The following is a 16527-nucleotide window of genomic DNA, read 5'->3' on the forward strand; positions in this document are numbered from 1 at the left end:
GGGGGACCGCCCTTAAACCTCCGCCGCCGGCGCCGCGAACTGGGCCTCGTACAGGCGCGCATACGCCCCGCCCGCGGCAAGCAACGACGCGTGCGTGCCCTGCTCCACGATCTGCCCGGCCTCCATCACCAGGATGAGGTCGGCATCGCGGATCGTGGACAGGCGGTGGGCAATGACAAACGAAGTCCGGTCCGAACGCAGCGCGCTCATCGCCTTCTGCACCATCAGCTCCGTCCGGGTGTCCACGGAAGAAGTCGCCTCATCCAGGATCAGCACCGATGGCCGGGACAGGAACGCCCGCGCAATGGTCAGCAGCTGCTTCTCGCCGGCGGACACGTTGGAGCCCTCGTCCTCGAGCACGGTGTCGTACCCCTCCGGCAGGGCGCGCACGAACCGGTCAACGTACGTCGCCTGCGCCGCCTCCACGATCTCGGCCTCCGACGCCGACGGCCGGCCGTACGCGATGTTGTCCCGGATGGTCCCGCCGAACAGCCACGTATCCTGCAGCACCATGCCCATCCGCGAGCGTAGCTCCCGCCGCGGGACAGAAGTGATGTCCACGCCGTCGAGCGTTATCCGCCCGGCATCCAGCTCGTAGAACCGCATCATCAGGTTCACCAGGGTGGTCTTCCCGGCCCCGGTGGGGCCCACGATCGCCACCGTCTGCCCCGGCTCCGCGACCAGGGAAAGCGAAGTGATCAGCGGTTTGTCCGGCGAGTAGGAGAACGACACGTTTTCGAACACCAGCCGGCCACGCCCCGCGGAAGCGGCGGCACCGGCAGCATCCGAAGACTGCTCCTCCTCGTCCAGCAGTTCGAACACCCGCTCCGCCGACGCCACCCCGGACTGCAGCAGGTTGGCCATCGACCCCAGCTGCGCCAGCGGCTGGGTGAACTGCCGTGAGTACTGGATGAACGCCTGCACGTCGCCCAGCTGCATGGCCCCGGACGCCACCTGCAGGCCGCCCACCACTGCGATCCCCACGTAGACCAGGTTCCCGATGAACGTCAGCGCCGGCATGATGAGGCCGGAAATAAACTGCGCCCCGAAGCTCGCCTCGAACAGCTCCGCGTTCTTCTCCCGGAACAGCTCCTCCACCTCCCGCTGCCGGCCGAACACCTTCACCAGCGCGTGCCCGGTATACGTTTCTTCGATCTGCCCGTTCAGCTCCCCCGTGTGCTTCCACTGCGCCACGAACAGCTTCTGCGAGCGCTTGGCGATCAGCGCCGTCGTCACCAGCGTCAGCGGCACCGTCACCAGCGCAATCAGCGCCAGCACCGGCGAGAGCAGGAACATCATCACCAGCACGCCCAGCACCGTGAGCAGCGACGTCACCGCCTGGCTGATCGACTGCTGCAGGCTCTGCGAGATGTTGTCCACATCGTTCGTGACCCGGCTGAGCAGCTCGCCGCGCTGGATGGAGTCGAAGTACCGAAGCGGCAGCCGGTGGATCTTCGCCTCGATCCGTTCCCGCAGCCGGTACACGGTCCGCTGCACCACGCCGTTGAGCACGTACGCCTGGATCCAGCCGAACGCCGACGCCAGCACATACAGCGCCAGCGCCCACAGCAGCACGTTTGCCAGCGCCGAGAAGTCGATGCCCGCGCCCGGCGTCAGCGTCATGGCCCCCAGCATGTCCGCCTGCGCGTCCTGCCCGGCCGCCCGCAGCCCGGCAATCACCTGCTCCTTGCTCGCCCCGGCCGGCAGGTTTTTGGACACGACGCCGGAGAAGATGAGGTTGGTGCCCTCGCCCAGCAGCCGCGGCCCGGTCACCGAGAACGCGACGCCGACGACGGCGAGCGCCAGTACCAGCGCCAGCCAGGCCCGCTCGGGGCGCAGCTCCCCCAGCAGCCGCCGGGCTGACTCCCCGAAGTTCAGCGCCTTCTCCGCCGGGACATTCATCCCGGCAAACGGTCCGCCGCGCCCCGGTCCGCCGGCGGGCCGGGGAATGCGGACGACGTCGGCCTGCCGGGTTCCGGAGGCAGCACCGGTTCCGGGCGTTCCGGTTCCGGGGGCGGGCTGGGTGCCGCGGGCCGTGCTCATGCCGCCTCCTCCGCCGCCAGCTGCGAGGACACGATCTCGCGGTACGTCTCCGAGGTCTCCAAAAGCTCACTGTGCGTTCCGCGCCCGACGATCCTGCCCCCGTCGAGCACCAGGATCTGGTCCGCGTCCACGATGCTGGAGACGCGCTGGGCGATGATCACCAGCGTGGCCCCGGCGGTGTCCCGGCGCAGCGCCTGCCGGAGCCGGGCATCCGTGGCGGTGTCCAGCGAGGAAAACGAGTCGTCAAAGATGTACAGCTCCGGCCGCTTCACCAGCGCCCTGGCGATCGCCAGCCGCTGCCGCTGGCCGCCGGAGACGTTTGTGCCGCCCTGCGAGACGGGCGCGTCCAGCCCGCCCTCCATCTCGCGCACGAAGTCCTCCGCCTGGGCCGTGGCCAGCGCGTGCCACAGCTCCTCCTCGGTGGCGTCCGGCTTGCCGTAGAGCAGGTTGCTCCGCACGGTCCCGGAGAACAGGTACGGCCGCTGCGGCACCAGGCCGATGTGCCCCCACAGCAGGTCCGGGTGCAGTTCCCGCACGTCCACGCCGCCCATCAGCACGGCCCCGGAGGTGGCGTCGAAGAGCCGCGGCATGAGGTTCACCAGGGTGGTTTTCCCCGAGCCCGTGCTGCCGATGACCGCCGTCGTCCTGCCCGCGGCGGCGGTGAAGCTGACGCCACTGAGGACCGGCCGCTCGGCACCCGGGTAGGCGAACCCGACGTCACGCATTTCCAGCTCGCCGCGGGCCGGGCCGCCGGACGAATCGCCAAAATACACCGGACGCGCCGGCGGCCGCACCGAGGACTCCGTCTCCAGCACCTCACCGATCCGGTCCGCAGAGACCGCGGCGCGCGGGATCATCACAGCCATGAAGGTGGCCATCATGACCGACATCAGGATCTGCAGCAGGTAGCTGAGGAACGCCACCAGCGTGCCCACCTGCATGGAGCCGTCCTCGATCCGGAACGAACCGAACCAGATCACCGCCACGCTGGAGACGTTGAGCACCAGCATCACCACGGGAAAGGCGAGCGCCATCAGCCGCCCCGCCCGCAACGCCGTGTCCGTCACGTCCTCATTGGCGCCCGCGAACCGCTCCGTTTCCAGGTCCTCGCGCACGAACGCCCGCACAACCCGGATACCGGCCAGCTGCTCGCGGAGCACCCTGTTGACGGCGTCGATCCGCAGCTGCATCAGGCGGAACAGCGGCACCATCCGGCTGATGATCACCCCGACGCCGGCCAGCAGCACCGGCACGCTCACCGCGATCAGCCACGACAGCTGGGCATCCTGCCTGACCGCCATCACCACGCCGCCGATGCTGAGCATGGGCGCGGCCACCATGAGGGTGGCGGACATCAGCACCAGCTGCTGCACCTGCTGGACGTCGTTCGTGGACCGGGTGATCAGGCTGGCCGGGCCGAACCGGGTGACCTCCTGCTCGGAGAATCCGCCCACCCGCGTGAAGATCGCACCGCGCAGGTCCCGGCCCATCCCCATCGCCGCCTTGGCCCCGAAGTACACCGCGGTCACCGCGCAGGCGATCTGCAGCAGGGTGATGAACAGCATCAGGCTGCCGACGCGCAGGATGTAGCCGGTGTCCCCCCTCGCCACACCCAGGTCGATGATGTCCGCGTTCAGGGTGGGGAGATAGAGGGAAGCAATGGACTGCGCCAGCTGAAAAACGACGACGGCGATCAGCAGCCGCCGTTGCGGCCGCAGGTACCGGACAAGAAGCTTCCAGAGCATGCAGGTCCAACCTCGCAGCAGGTCCTCGAAGTGATGGGAAGGCCAGTGTACGTCCGGCGGCTGATGAGAGCCTGTAGGCTGGGGCCGTCGCCGGAAAATCCGGAAACGGCAAATTTAAGCACCGCAAATTGAAGAATGGGGACTTCATTGAGCGATCAGCAGTTGGGCTTTGGCGAGCCCGGAAACATACCGCACGCTGTCCGGCTCTCGGCGGCCTGCTGGGTGGCCAGCGCCGTGGTGGCGGGCATGATGCCTGTCATCCTGGAGGTCTCGGGAATCGACTTCGGCCAGTCGATCCCCGGCTGGGCCGTGCCCTATCTGGTGGCGTTCGCCGTTCCGCTGACCGCCCTGCAGGTACTGGCCGCCCAGCATCTGCTGCACGGCGCACGCTGGGCCCGCATCCTCCTTACTGTCGCCGCGGCCCTGTCGGCCCTCGGGGCACCCGTGGACATGACTGCCCTGATCCTTGCCGGCCTGGTCCTTACGCTGGCCGGGGCCACGCTCATGTGGCTTCCCGCGTCCAACCGGTTCTTCCTGCTGCGCCGCGGCGCACCCGCCTATCCCGTGCCGGCAGCTTCCGGCGCGGACACCGCCCTTAAAGACGCCACCCTTAACCGCCCTTAAAGACGCCACCCTTAAAGGAGAACTCCTGTGACTGACACGCTCCTCCTGCCCGCCGTCGCGGAGGCCCTGGCCGCCCATGGCGTGGCACACGAGGTCCTCGAATGCCTGCCGGAACTGGCGGACACGGCGGAATTCTGCGCCCATTACGGCTTCACCATTGAGCAGGCAGCCAACACCATCCTGGTCGCCTCCAAGAAGGTGGAGCCGCCCCGGTATGCGGTGTGCGTGGTCCTGGGCACCACCCGCCTGGACGTGAACCGTACGGTCCGGGCCCTGCTCGACGTCAAGCGTGCCTCCTTTGCCGACGCCGAGACCACCACCGCGCTGACCGGCATGCTGGTGGGCGGCGTCACCGTGCCCGGCATCGACGGTCTCCCCGTGTACGTGGACCGGGCCGTGCTGGGGGTGGCCCGCGTGGTCATGGGCGGCGGCAACAGGTCCAGCAAGATCGTCCTGGACCCTGCCGAACTCCTCAAACTCCCGGGAGTCGAAGTGGTGGACGGGCTCGCCACGCTTCCCAACCAATCCGAACTGCGTGAATCCGAACCGCGCGAACCGGCGGAGGCATAATGGCCACCGTGAACGAATACCCGTTTTCGCAGGTCGATGTGTTCGCCCCGGGGCCCAAGCCCGGCAACCCGGTGGCCGTCGTCCATGACGCCGACGGCCTTTCGGCCGGGCAGATGCAGAGCTTTGCCAACTGGACCAACCTCTCCGAAACCACGTTCCTGCTGAAGCCAACACAGCCGGAGGCGGACTACCGGCTGCGGATCTTCACTCCGGCGTCCGAGCTTCCCTTCGCGGGCCACCCCACCCTGGGGTCCGCGCACGCGTGGCTGGAGAACGGCGGCCGGCCGCAGCGGCCGGGCGAACTCGTGCAGGAATGCGAGGTGGGCCTCGTCAAAATCAGCCAGACCGCCGGTGAACAGTTCTTCGAGGCCCCGCCGCTGCGCCGTTCCGGTCCCGTGGAACCTGAGGTTCTGGAGCAGGCCATCGCGAGCCTGGGCATCACGCCCGAGCAGGTGCTGGACAGCAACTGGGTGGACAACGGCCCGGGCTGGCTTGGAATCAGGCTGGCCTCGGCCCGTCAGGTGCTGGACCTTACGCCGGACTTCGTGGCCATGGGACAGCTGAACGTGGGCGTCATCGGCGCCTACGGGGACGGCGCCCCGCGGACTTTGAGGTGCGCGGCTTCGTTCCCGGCCTCGACATTCCCGAGGACCCGGTCACCGGCAGCCTTAACGCCGGCCTCGCCCAATGGCTCATCGGCTCGGGCGTGGCGGAGGGAAACTACACTGTCAGCCAGGGCACTGCCCTGGGCCGCGGCGGCCGGCTGACCATCACGAGCGAAGGGGACAGCATCTGGGTGGGCGGCACCAGCCGCACAGTCATCCGGGGCAGCGTCTTCCTGTAACCGGGCCCCGCGGCGGGCGTCCGCCCCTCAGCCCGGCGGACGTGCCGGGGACGGGCCGGTGCCCCATTGCGCCTGCCCGTCCCAGTCCATGGTCTTGCTGGGCGATCCGTGAGGGTGATCTGCGTCGGTGAACTTCGTTGATGAGTCTCTTGCGGGGCCGCAGCGCTTCTGCACGGCCCCTGCGCACTACTGTCCCGCGCACGGCTCAAGAATGGCGCAACTTTACGGAAAGATCGCTGCAGGATCCGGCGGGTCGCCGTCGACCGTTGGGGGTGTGTGCGGGCCGGATAAACGTGACGTGCGCCTCAAAGCGGCAACGTTGCCCGGCCCCCCGGCCGTTGGACAGGAGGACATCGGACAGGAGGACATTGGACGAGAGGACCTTGGACAGGGGACAGAAGGAGGCCACATGCTTATTGTCCTGACAGGAATCGACGGTTCGGGAAAAACGACGGCGGGCCGTTCCCTGGTTGCCGGCGCCCGCGCCGCGGGCAGCAGCGCACTTGTACTGAGCAACTACGCTGGCCGGCGGCGGATGTCCCTGCTCGCCGCCAGATTCGGCGTCGGGCTGCCACCCCGCCTGGCCGACGCCGCGGAAACCACCCTGCGGGTGTTCAACGTACTGGTGTCCTCTTTCCGGGCGTCCCGGTTCCCGGGCCTTGTTGTCATGGACCGGCACCTCCACTGCCAGCTGGCGCTGCGCGGGGCCCGGGGCCTGCGCCGGGGACGGCTTCTTCCCTGGCTGCTTGGCGCCCTGCCCGCCCCGGACCTGGTCCTCCACCTGGACGTAACGCCTGAGACCGCGCACCGGCGGATCCTGGCGCGCGGCACGGACGAGGAATCCGTGGCCGACCTGACCGCGCTGCGGAACGCCTACCGGGCGCTGCCCGAATACGCGCAGATGGTGAAGATCGACGCCGGCGGCCCGCCGGCCGAGGTGCTCGACAGGCTGGTTGACGCCGTCGATTCCCGCCGGCAACTCAAGGTTTAGTCAAGAATTGCCGAAATGGCCCGATACGGCTTTACTGATCCCCCGCCGGCTGTACATTAGTGCCAGCTCTCCTCTTTCCCCCCAAAAATGGAGTGCTGGAAGCCTCCGCGCTTGAGTCCTTTGATTCGCGCGGAGGCTTCACGTTCCCGCCCCAACACCATGGTCCGGCACTGCCCGCTCTGGCCACGCCCCGCCGCTGACGATATAGTAAGCATGCTGATGACTTCGGCCCGCCGGACCATCACCTGTTCACTTCGACGAAGGAGACACTATGAGCACGAGGATTGAGAAGCGCATTCTGGTGAACGTGCCGGTCAGCACGGCATACAACCAGTGGACCCAGTTCGAAGAATTTCCGCACTTCATGGGCGGCGTCAGGAAAGTGACCCAGCTCAGCGACGACCGCCTCGAATGGGTGGCCGAGATCGCGGGAGTGAAGCGCAAGTGGGAGGCGCGGATCCTCGAACAGAAGCCGGACCAGAAGGTTGCCTGGGCGGCGACGGAGGGGGCCACCAACGCCGGGTCCGTGGAGTTTGAAGACGTGGGCGGCGGCCAGACCTCCATCAGGTTGTTCATCGACTACGAACCCGAAGGACTTGTGGAGAAGATCGGCGACAAGCTCCATGTCGTGGAGCACCAGGCCGAGGCCGACCTCAAGAGGTTCAAGGAATTCATCGAGGACGAAGGCTACGCGAGCGGCGCCTGGCGCGGTTCGGTCAACGATGGCGGCTCGGTGGGCACGCCGGGCGTTGAGCATGCCGCCGGATCGCTCGGCGACAGCGGCAAGGCAGGCATCTCCGGCAAGGCTGCCGCTGCGGCCGGAGTGGCTGCGGCAGCAGGCGCCGCAGCGGCCGTTGCCGCGGGGAGCAAGGACAGGGATACGGACACCGAATACGTTGTGGACGAGACCGTCACCCCGGTAGTGCCGGAGTACACCGAAGCGACCGTTGTTGCCGACACGACTGTTACCGGCACGGCGGGCACGGGCTCGGCGGGCACGGGCTCGGCGGGCACGGGCTCGGCACTGACGGACGAGAGCATCGCCCACCCCTTCGACCAGACCAACGGACTGGTGGACGACGAAGGCGACTCGGATGAGACGGCGGCGAGCGACACGCGCAGCGCCGCGGACCGGGCCGGAAGCACGGACCGCGGTCCCGGCACCCTCCCGCCCCTGGGCGGCACCAGCGGCCAGCATTAGTCCAAACTCCAGGGCCGCCGTCGTCCGTTATTTTGACGGCGGCTCCCGGCAGAAACGCAAAACGACGGCGGGACAACCCGCCGTCGTTTTTGTCCATTTGGTGGTGCCGTAAAAGCCGGGGAATTATCCGGTTAATTTTGAGGATTGACCTGCACGGTGCGCGGTGGCAACGTGGGATTCACCTTCATTCCCCCAGCGTCGGGGGCACGCGCGAACATCATCTGGCCCGGCACCTGCGCCCGCCACCACAACTCAATTTCCCAACAGCCGCGGCAGCAATGCCGCGTGCCCGGACATAATGAGAGTTTCTTAATAAACCCCATTTCCGACTCAGTCTTCATTTGAGGCTTGCCGAAACAAATTCCCACCGCGAACCGGCAGGCTATGGGGGCCCACATGGACCACTTAAGAATTGTTCTTTATTCACACGACTCGCTGGGTCTCGGTCACGTGCGGCGCAATCTGGCGCTGGCCCATGCCCTCAGCAACCAGCTGCCCTACCTGACAGGCCGCGACGTAACCGGCATCCTCATTTCCGGTACCGCTTTGGCCCCCGGTTTTGATGTTCCGGCCGGCTGGGACTGGCTCATCCTCCCCGGAGTGGAAAAGAGTTCCGCCGGCTACCAGCCCCGCAACCTGACGGTTCCGATGCAGGACCTCGTGTCGCTGCGGGCCGGCCTGCTCGAATCGGTGCTGGGCGGATTCCTTCCCGACCTGGTGGTGGTGGACCGCCACGCCACCGGAATCCACCACGAACTCGAGACGGCCCTGCGCCGCGTCCGCGCCGCCGGACCCGTCCGCACGGTGCTGGGACTGCGCGAAATCCTGGATGCGCCGGAGGCAGCCATCGCCGAGTGGGAGCGGGAAGGCGGCGCGCCGCTGGTCAACGACCTGTTCGACGCGATCTGGGTCTACGGCGACCCTGCCGTGCATGACCCCGTTGCCTCCGGCGAGATCCCCCCTGCCATGCAGAAGCTGGTCCGTTACACCGGGTACCTCGCGGCCGGCAGGCCGGCGGGACCGGGACACCCCACCATGCCCGCCCCCTACTTCCTGACGACGGTTGGCGGCGGCGCCGACGGCCACGCGCTGGCAGCCCTGGCCTCGGCTGCGGAACTGCCGCCGGGCGTGGGGCACCTGGTGGTCGCCGGACCCCAGATGCCTGCCGACCAGCTCGCGGACCTGCGGCGGAGCGCGGTCCCGGGAGCCAGGATCGTCGGGCGGCTCGAGGACATGGTGCTCCACCTGCGCGCCGCGCGGGCCATTGTGTCGATGGGCGGCTACAACACTGTCTGCGAGATCATGAGCACCCACGTCCCCGCCCTCATCGTGCCGCGCACACAGTCACGGTCCGAGCAGCGGATCAGGGCCGCTTCCCTGGCCTCCGCGGGGTACCTCGAGTACCACGAGATCGGCACGCTTACCCCTGCCATTCTCTCCGGCTGGCTGGCCACGCGGCTGGGCACCAGGGTGGACCGGCGGAAGGCACGGCTCGACGGGCTGGTCCGCGTGCCGCAGCTCGCGGCGGAGCTGCTGCAGCCCCTGGTGCCCGCAGCCTCCACGGCGACCGGCAGCGAACGGGAAGGTGCCGCACATGCTGCAGTCTGAACCGGCCACCGGCTACGTGCTGAAGATGTACCCGCGGTTCTCCGAGACCTTCATCGTGTCCGAAATCCTGGCGCGCGAGGCCGCCGGGGACCGGATCGAAATCTTCTCCCTGCGCCCCTGCACCGACCAGCGGTTCCATCCCGGGCTGGCGCGCGTCCAAGCACCCGTAACCCTTATCGGCCGCCCTAAAAGCGCTGAGCGCGTCTGGGAGACCTTCCGCGCAGCGGAAGCCGCCGGGCTCGCCCCGGCGGTGTCCCGGGTTTTCGCGGAACTGGCCACAACGGACCCGAACGATGCGCTTCAGGCCATCAACCTCGCCGTCGCCCTGCAGAACCGCAACATCCGGCATCTGCACGTCCACTTCGCGTCCACGCCCACCAGCGTGGCGAGGCTGGCCTCGGCCATCACCGGCATCCCCTATTCGTTCACCGCGCACGCGGTGGATATCTTCGTCGAGACGGTCGACGACGACCTCCGGACCAAGTTCGCCCAGGCCCACCACGCCGTGACCATCAGCGAGTACAACCTGCGCTTCCTGCAGCGCCGCTTCCCGGACGTCACGTCCCGGCTCCATCTGGTGCGGAACGGCCTTGAGCTGGACCGCTTCCCATACCGGGACCCCCGTCCGGTGGCCTCCACCGTGCGCGTGGCCGCGGTGGGGCGCCTGGTGGAAAAGAAGGGGTTCCAGCACCTGTTGCCGGCCGCTGCGGAGTTGGTGGCAGAGGGTTTCCCGCTGGACCTGAGGATCGCCGGCACGGGTGTGCTGGCCGGGCAGCTGCAGGACTCGATCGAACAGCTCGGGCTGAACCGGCACGTGCGGCTCCTCGGCCCGCAGACCCAGGACCAGGTCCACGAGCTGCTGGATTCGGCCGATGCCTTCATTGCACCCTGCGTCGTGGCCTCGGACGGCAACGCCGACGGCATGCCCACGGTCCTGCTGGAGGCCATGGCCGCCGGTGTTCCGTGCATCTCCACCTACGTCACCGGCATACCGGAGGCGGTGCGGAACGGGCACACGGGAATCCTGACCAAGCCCGGCCAGCCCCATCTGCTGGCCCAGGCGATCCGGCGCATCAGCTCTCCCGCCACGGACCGGGTGGCGCTGGCCCGCAACGCCCGAGCCCTCATCGAGAAGGACTACGACGTGCGTCGGCAGGCGGAGGCGCTCCGGGCCCTGTCACTGGGAGAAAGAAGGGTTGCCTGATGCGCGTCGCCTATGTCTGCGCCGACCCCGGCGTCCCTGTTTTCGGCACCAAGGGTTCCTCGGTCCATGTGCAGGAGATCGTGCGCGCCTGGCGGCGGGCCGGGGCCTACGTCACTGTCTACTGCACCCGCGCCGGTGCCGAGCGGCCGGCAGACCTGGCGGATCTCGCCATCGTCGAACTTCCGCCCCGCCCTGTTGACCTGGAGAAGCCCGGTTCCGGGGTTGCGCGGGAGCGCGCCATCGGCGAGGCAGCCGCGGCCCTGGCCGAAGCGGTGGTCCGCGACGGCTGCGACGTGGTGTACGAGCGCTACTCGCTCTTCAGCGATGCCCTTGCTGTGGCCGTTGAACGCCTTCGGGTCCCGTCTGCGCTGGAGGTCAACGCGCCGCTGATCGAGGAGCAGCAGCGGTACCGGCAGCTGTTCGACGTCTCCCTGGCCGAGGCTGTGCTGCGCCGCAACGCCCTGGCCGCGGACGCCGTGGCCGCTGTCTCGGACCCCGTGGTGCGGTGGGTGGAGCACCGGGCGCCCGGGGCCAAGACGCTCCTGGCCCCGAACGGCGTAAACACCGAGCGGATTGGTCCCCGCCCACGCAGCCGCCGCCACGCGCACCGGCTCACGGTGGCTTTCGTGGGCACGTTGAAGCCCTGGCACGGCGTCCCCGCCCTGCTCACGGCGGTGGCCCTGGCCAACGCCGAAACCGGTGCCGGTGCCGGTGCCGGTGAAGCCTGGACCGTGAGGATCATTGGCGACGGCCCCGGCAGGAAGGACCTGGAGCGGGCGGCAGCCGGGCTCGGCGTGGAGGCCGAGTTCACCGGCGCCGTGCCCCCGGACGCCGTGCCCGGCCTGCTGCACGGATGCGATGCCGCTGCCGCTCCGTACCCGCAACCTGTGCCCGGCCGGGACAACTACTTTTCGCCGCTGAAGGTCTACGAGTACCTGGCCGCGGGCATGCCGGTCGTGGCCACGGCGGTAGGCCAGATACCGTCCATCGTGGAGGACGGACGCACCGGACTGCTCGTCCCGCCGGGTGACGCGTCCGCCTTCGCCGCCGCTCTTCGGCGCCTCGGTGCGGACGCGGCGCTGCGTGAGCGGCTGGGCACGCTGGCGAGGGCGGCCGCCGTCGGGCTCTACAGCTGGGACGGCGTCCTGTCCCGCATCACTGCGGCGCTGCCGCTCCGCCAGGAGGTGGCGTGATGATCGCACGCCCCGCCCACTCCGCGGCCCACCCTGCCCGGCCGCCACAGCAGGAGTCCGGGCTGCGCCGGACGCTGCGGTGTGTGCGCCCGCATCTCCAGGGCCACCGCCTCCTCATGGCGGGCGGATTCGTCGGGCTGGTGTTCGATGTGGCTTTCCGGCTCGTGGAACCGTGGCCCCTCAAGCTGGTGGTCGACGCCGTCTCCCGGGCTTTGGGTGCGACGCTCCGCAAGCCCGGCCCCACCATGGACGCCAGTGTGCAGACGCTCATCCTGTGCGGGGCGGCGGTGGTGGCCATCAGCATCGGGCGCGCCATCTCCAACTACTGGTCCGCCGTCTGCTTCGCCCTCATCGGTTCGAGGGTGGCCGCAGACCTGCGGGCCAGTGCCTTCCGGCACGTCCAGGGCCTGTCCATGCGCCACCACACGCGCGCCTCCACCGGCGACACCGTCCAGCGGCTGGTGGGCGACGTCTCCCGCATGCAGGACGCGGCCATCACTGCCGGGCTGCCCCTCATGGGCAACATGGCCACCCTCGTGGCAATGGTCGGCATCCTGCTTTGGCTGGACCCCCTGCTCTCGCTGGTAGTCGTTCTGGCCGGCGGCGCCTTCGTCCTGCTGTCCCGCGCCAGCTCAGGTCCCATCTCGGCGGCGGCCGGAAACTCCCGCAAGGGGGAGGGGTACCTTGCAACGACGGCGGCGCAGACTCTGGGTGCCATCCGCGAGGTCCAGGCCTACGGGCTGGAGGACACCATCAGCTCCGGCTTCCGCAGCAGCAACCAGGCAACATTGGGAACGGGCGTTGCGGCGCTGCGGCTGGCCGCCGGCCTGGAGCGGCGCACCGACGTGCTGATCGGCGTCGCGACGGCGGTGGTCCTGGCCGGCGGCGGCTGGCGCGTCCTGGAACACGCCATCACGCCCGGCGACCTGGTGATATTCCTGATGTACCTCAAAACGGGCATGAAACCGCTGAAGGACGTGGCGAAACAGATTGGCCGGATCGCCCGGGCCACCGCCTCCGGCGAACGCGTCGCGGACCTCCTCGAAGCCCAGACCGACCTGCCCGAGAAGCCCCACGCCCGGCCACTCCGTTCCAGCGCCCCGGACATCGTCGTGGACAACGTTTCAGCCGGTCACGGCGAGGGCACCGTGCTGCACGGGATCAGCCTCACCATCCCGGCCGGTGAACACCTCGCCGTCCTCGGCCCCTCCGGCGCCGGCAAATCCACCCTCGCCGGCCTGATCCTGCGCATGGTCGACCCCAGCACCGGAACCGTCCGGGTGGGAGGCGAGGACCTGCGCGACCTCACCATCGCCTCAGTGCGCTCGCACGTGACCATCCTGCTCCAGGACTCCGTCCTCTTCGGCACCAGCGTCCGGGACAACATCCGGTTCGGCCGGCTCGACGCCACGGACCGGGAGATCGAGGAGGCCGCCGCCCTGGCCCAGGCCGACGGCTTCATCCGCGCACTGCCCCACGGCTACGACACCGTCCTCGGCGAAGCAGCCAAGGACCTCTCCGGCGGCCAGCGCCAGCGGATCGCCATCGCCCGCGCCATCCTCCGGCGGGCACCGATCGTCATCCTCGACGAAGCCACCGCAGGGCTGGACCCGGTGTCCCGGAACTCCGTCCTGCAGGCACTTGCCGCCCTGACCCGCGAGCGGACCTCCATCACGATCACCCACGACGTCCGCTCCGCCCGCTCCTGCGACCGCATCGTCTGGCTGGAGCGCGGCCGCATCGTCGAAGCAGGGCGGCCGGAGGAACTGCTCCTTGATCCCCGGTCCCGGTTCGCCGGATGGATGAAGGACCAGGACCTTGGCGTGGACGAACCGCGCGGCGCACAGGACCAAAGCGGCGACGTGAAGCAGGTGGTGCCGTGAACGCCCCACCATCCGGGTTCAGCAACCCGGACCGTTCGCTGGCCAGCCGCGACGCCGCGCTGCCGGGCCTGCCCTGGCTGCTGGACAACGCCCGCCTGTCCGAACTGCTCGGCGAAACCGTCCGCGTCACCCGCGTCCGCTACAAGCCAGGCACCTCGCTTCTGGTGGCCTTCCGCCGCCTGCGCAACGGAAACTTTGAATACGGCTGGGCCTATACCCTGGCCGAACCTGCCGCCAAGCTGCTCCGGCGAGAGAGCAAATCACGGTCCCGCGGCGGAAACATGCGCGTCCTCCGGCCAGATCCCCTGCACGCAGACATGCTGGTGGCGGTGGGCGGCGTCGAGGACGACTGGGCCCTGCACCCGAACCTCGTGTGGCTGCGCGAGCACGGCGCCGAACGGCTGGGGCTCAAACCCAGGGCGGCCGCCAGCCTGCTCGCCGGCAGCAGCGTGCTGCGCTACAAACCCGAGCGGCGCCTGGTCCTCTTGGCGCACCAGGCGAGCACCGCCGTCGTGATCAAAACCGCCGCCAAGCCCGCCGGTACCGGGCAGCAGACCCACTTCCTGGAGCGGCTTCAGCGCCACGGCGTGCCGCTTCTCCCCCAGCTGGGCGACGCCGAATGCCTGGAGCACGGCATCAGCGCCTGCATCGCCTGGGGCGGCGGCGACCTGGCAGGTCTCGACGACGATTCCAGCGCCTTCACTGCCGGGGAAGCCCTGGCCCGGCTGCACGGCGTTCCGGCGCCGGACTGGCATGCTGCGGGCGTCACCGCCCAGCTGCAGGCCACCCGCAATATGGTCTCCTCCCTGCTGCCTGCATTGGAGGACACTGCCAGGCGTATCGAGGCCGAACTCGGTTCCCTCCTGCCGGATGGTTCAGGGTCCGGTCCGGTCCTGGTGCACGGCGACTTCTCCCCGGACCAGGTGCTGGTGGGAGACTCGGAGGTGCGTCTGATCGACTTCGACCGGGCGCGCGCCGGGAGTGCCGAGGCCGATCTGGGATCGTTCGCGGCGGCTGAAGAGACGGTGCTGCGGGCTTCCGGCGGCCCATCTGCCGGCGGCCCCAAAACGGTCGGGCTCACTGAAGGCTACCGCCGGGCCGGCGGGCGGTTCACACAGTCCGGGGTGGATGCCTGGGCGGCGTTCCGGCTCTTCAACGGCAGCGTTGACCCCTTCCGTGACCGGTCGCCGGACTGGGCCGAGGACACGGCCTGGCATCTGCGCCGGGCCAAGGAGCTGATCCCATGACCTGGCACCCGCCTGTCCCCCGCCGCGTGACCGACCCCGCAGGATCCGTGTGGTCCGTCCAGCGGGCATGGCCCGGCACCTCGGCGGGCCGGTATGTCCTGGAGGTGCAGTCGCCCGGCCATCCCGGCGTGCTGGGCGGGATCTTCCGCGACGGCCGGTTTGTCCCGGTATACGCGGACGACTCCAAGCTGCCCGCACTCGCCCTCGAGTCACCCAAGGGCGAAACAGTGGTCCACCGCGCCCACAAGCGGGCAGTCCTGCGCGCCGGCGGCACCTACATCAAAGTGTTCCGGCCTGAACAGGCGCCTGCAGCGGCCACAAACCACGTGCTGGCCACCGCGGTCCTGGCCGGCGGCCCCTTCAGGACACCGGTGATGACCGCGGCCCGGCCGGATGTCCTGGTCTTCAGCCGCGTGGCCGGGCGGCCGTACTATGAGCTCGGCCAGGACCGGAGCACCGTCCCGGACGACGTCTTTGCCGGCATGTGGGCTCACTGGTCCCGGGCGTGGGCGGAGACTGTAGTGCGCGCCAGCGGCCCGGTTTCCCGCGCCACCGTGGAGCAGCTTCCGCTGCACGATGCCGAGGAGGAACTGGTCAGGGTGCAGCGCTGGATCGACCACTGGCTTCTCCACAGCGAAGGGATCCCCGAGGCTGAGCGGGGACGCGCTGCCCTCCTTGCACAGGCCGACGCCGTCACGGCCCGCCTTCTGGCCCTGCCCCACGATCCCCTCGGCTGGGCGCACGGGGACCTGCACGACAAGCAGATACTGGGCGGCGATCATATACCGGGCACCGACAACACCGGCGCACCGGGACTGCTGGATTTCGATGAGGCGTGCCGGGCCGAGGCCGCCCTGGACCTGGCCAACCTGGCCGTGCATCTGGAACTGCGACGGCGGCAGAACCTCCTGAGCGGGCGGCGGTTTGCCATCGCCCACGCGTGCATCGTGTCCGCGGCCACCCGCCTGCACGTCAGCCCGGAACGGTTCGAGGCCTATGCCGCCTCCGCCCGGCTCCGGCTGGCCTGCATGTATTCCTTCCGCCCGCCCTGGGGATCCTGGGCGGTGCGGTACCTGACGTCAATGGACCTGGTTTCGCCTGGTCTGCGGCGGCCATCCGAAGCCGGCGCGACTGTCCCGCTGGTGCGGCCAGAACCGAGCCTGACATGAGCAGGTCCCCAACAGGCCTCGCGGGCCTTTCGCTTTCCGTGATCGGGACCGGCTATCTTGGCACGTCGCATGCCGTCTGCATGGCGCTGCTGGGCCACCGCGTGGTGGGGATCGACGTCGACGCCGGCAAGATCCGCTCACTCTCCGCCGGCACCCTGCCGTTCTACGAACCCGGACTCGACGAACTCCTCCGCCGGATGCTGGA

At 69.1% G+C, this 16527-nt stretch carries 12 protein-coding genes and 2 pseudogenes; 12 read left to right on the forward strand and 2 right to left on the reverse strand.

What is annotated here, in order from left to right; genetic code table 11:
- Positions 1 to 12 precede the first annotated feature (12 nt).
- Both ACFRAH_RS17475 and ACFRAH_RS17480 read right to left on the reverse strand, forming a co-directional pair.
- Positions 13 to 2043 carry an ABC transporter ATP-binding protein gene (locus ACFRAH_RS17475; protein WP_377992164.1) on the reverse strand — a complete coding sequence of 677 codons (2031 nt, stop codon included), beginning with the start codon at positions 2041 to 2043 and terminating at the stop codon, positions 13 to 15.
- Positions 2040 to 3788: an ABC transporter ATP-binding protein gene (locus ACFRAH_RS17480; protein ID WP_377992165.1), complete on the reverse strand. Its 1749-nt coding sequence runs from the start codon at positions 3786 to 3788 to the stop codon at positions 2040 to 2042. Before ACFRAH_RS17480 ends, ACFRAH_RS17475 begins: the two co-directional genes overlap by 4 nt.
- 147 nt (positions 3789 to 3935) lie before the next feature.
- Here ACFRAH_RS17480 and ACFRAH_RS17485 point away from each other — a divergent pair, with 147 nt between their 5' ends.
- The 12 genes and pseudogenes from ACFRAH_RS17485 to ACFRAH_RS17540 all read left to right on the forward strand — a co-directional run.
- Positions 3936 to 4412: a hypothetical protein gene (locus tag ACFRAH_RS17485; protein ID WP_377992166.1), complete on the forward strand. Its 477-nt coding sequence runs from the start codon at positions 3936 to 3938 to the stop codon at positions 4410 to 4412.
- Between the two features lie 27 nt (positions 4413 to 4439).
- The gene (locus tag ACFRAH_RS17490) at positions 4440 to 4982 is read left to right on the forward strand and encodes a YbaK/EbsC family protein (protein WP_377992167.1); all 543 of its coding nucleotides are present in this window, start codon (positions 4440 to 4442) and stop codon (positions 4980 to 4982) included.
- Positions 4982 to 5826: pseudogene (locus ACFRAH_RS17495) on the forward strand (PhzF family phenazine biosynthesis protein). The gene ACFRAH_RS17490 and the pseudogene ACFRAH_RS17495 overlap by 1 nt, the downstream one beginning before the upstream one ends.
- Before the next feature lie 409 nt (positions 5827 to 6235).
- Positions 6236 to 6817, forward strand: a complete 582-nt coding sequence (locus ACFRAH_RS17500) for a thymidylate kinase (protein WP_377992168.1) — start codon at positions 6236 to 6238, stop codon at positions 6815 to 6817.
- 271 nt (positions 6818 to 7088) lie between these two features.
- Positions 7089 to 8018: an SRPBCC family protein gene (locus ACFRAH_RS17505; protein WP_377992169.1), complete on the forward strand. Its 930-nt coding sequence runs from the start codon at positions 7089 to 7091 to the stop codon at positions 8016 to 8018.
- 396 nt (positions 8019 to 8414) lie between these two features.
- Positions 8415 to 9626 carry a glycosyltransferase family protein gene (locus ACFRAH_RS17510; protein ID WP_377992170.1) on the forward strand — a complete coding sequence of 404 codons (1212 nt, stop codon included), beginning with the start codon at positions 8415 to 8417 and terminating at the stop codon, positions 9624 to 9626.
- Positions 9613 to 10830 carry a glycosyltransferase family 4 protein gene (locus ACFRAH_RS17515; protein WP_377992171.1) on the forward strand — a complete coding sequence of 406 codons (1218 nt, stop codon included), beginning with the start codon at positions 9613 to 9615 and terminating at the stop codon, positions 10828 to 10830. Before ACFRAH_RS17510 ends, ACFRAH_RS17515 begins: the two co-directional genes overlap by 14 nt.
- Positions 10830 to 12023 (forward strand): glycosyltransferase family 4 protein, encoded by a 1194-nt coding sequence (locus ACFRAH_RS17520; protein ID WP_377992172.1) that lies wholly within the window; start codon positions 10830 to 10832, stop codon positions 12021 to 12023. Before ACFRAH_RS17515 ends, ACFRAH_RS17520 begins: the two co-directional genes overlap by 1 nt.
- The gene (locus ACFRAH_RS17525) at positions 12023 to 13906 is read left to right on the forward strand and encodes an ABC transporter ATP-binding protein (protein ID WP_377992180.1); all 1884 of its coding nucleotides are present in this window, start codon (positions 12023 to 12025) and stop codon (positions 13904 to 13906) included. The genes ACFRAH_RS17520 and ACFRAH_RS17525 overlap by 1 nt, the downstream gene beginning before the upstream one ends.
- Positions 13903 to 15153 (forward strand): phosphotransferase family protein, encoded by a 1251-nt coding sequence (locus ACFRAH_RS17530; RefSeq protein ID WP_377992173.1) that lies wholly within the window; start codon positions 13903 to 13905, stop codon positions 15151 to 15153. The genes ACFRAH_RS17525 and ACFRAH_RS17530 overlap by 4 nt, the downstream gene beginning before the upstream one ends.
- Positions 15150 to 16322: a phosphotransferase gene (locus ACFRAH_RS17535; RefSeq protein ID WP_377992174.1), complete on the forward strand. Its 1173-nt coding sequence runs from the start codon at positions 15150 to 15152 to the stop codon at positions 16320 to 16322. The genes ACFRAH_RS17530 and ACFRAH_RS17535 overlap by 4 nt, the downstream gene beginning before the upstream one ends.
- Positions 16319 to 16527 (forward strand): annotated as a pseudogene (locus tag ACFRAH_RS17540) (UDP-glucose 6-dehydrogenase); the annotation flags it as partial. The gene ACFRAH_RS17535 and the pseudogene ACFRAH_RS17540, both read left to right, overlap by 4 nt.

The organism is Arthrobacter sp. NPDC056727 (genome assembly GCF_042790555.1).
Taxonomy (GTDB): Bacteria; Actinomycetota; Actinomycetes; order Actinomycetales; family Micrococcaceae; genus Arthrobacter.